This is a genomic window from Neobacillus drentensis, from assembly GCF_036965645.1.
Taxonomy (GTDB): domain Bacteria; phylum Bacillota; class Bacilli; order Bacillales; family Cytobacillaceae; genus Neobacillus; species Neobacillus drentensis_D.
In genome coordinates this window covers 1-498 of sequence record NZ_JBALPZ010000051.1, presented here as the reverse complement: position 1 = coordinate 498, position 498 = coordinate 1, and the positions used below count along the sequence as shown (strand labels likewise).

The 498-nt window shown below is 35.9% G+C and carries 1 protein-coding gene; it reads left to right on the top strand.

What is annotated here, in order from left to right:
- Positions 1 to 192 (top strand): hypothetical protein (locus tag V7266_RS10465; RefSeq protein WP_335467831.1); only part of this gene is annotated, 192 nt, incomplete at its 5' end.
- Positions 193 to 498: the final 306 nt, after the last annotated feature.

Here is a 498-nt window from a genome sequence, read left to right as displayed (position 1 = left end):
GGTTCTCATGCTTCCTTTTTATCACTCTTTTCGTCAAGAAGCATGGGGGGCAATTCTCATGCTCCTTTTTTAACACTCTATTCGTCGGATCCGCATGAATGGGACTATCAGAACTATCCTTTATTTAATGCGCTCAAGCAAATACAAGGTAAGCCGAACGTGGTGCCCTTTTGCCTAAAAAACTGCCTATAGTCGTCCAATTAGAACAAATCTAATGTTTTAGAAACATAAACCCTATAAAAATGTTCTCATTATCCTTTTATTTGTGTTTGCTTTTACCCTCGGGAAGAAAGTAGGAGCAAAAATGGACGCAGGAATTCATTTTTCATACTGATTCTCATTATCTCTTAAACTTCTAATAGGCAACTTAAATCTAAGTTTAATAAGGGATCTTAATAGATTTTCTCTTAGTTTCCTCAGCATCTTCTCCATAAATGCAACCGAGTATCAACCATAAAAACGAACATAAGAAAGAGGTGTACCCTCAAAATCAAAATA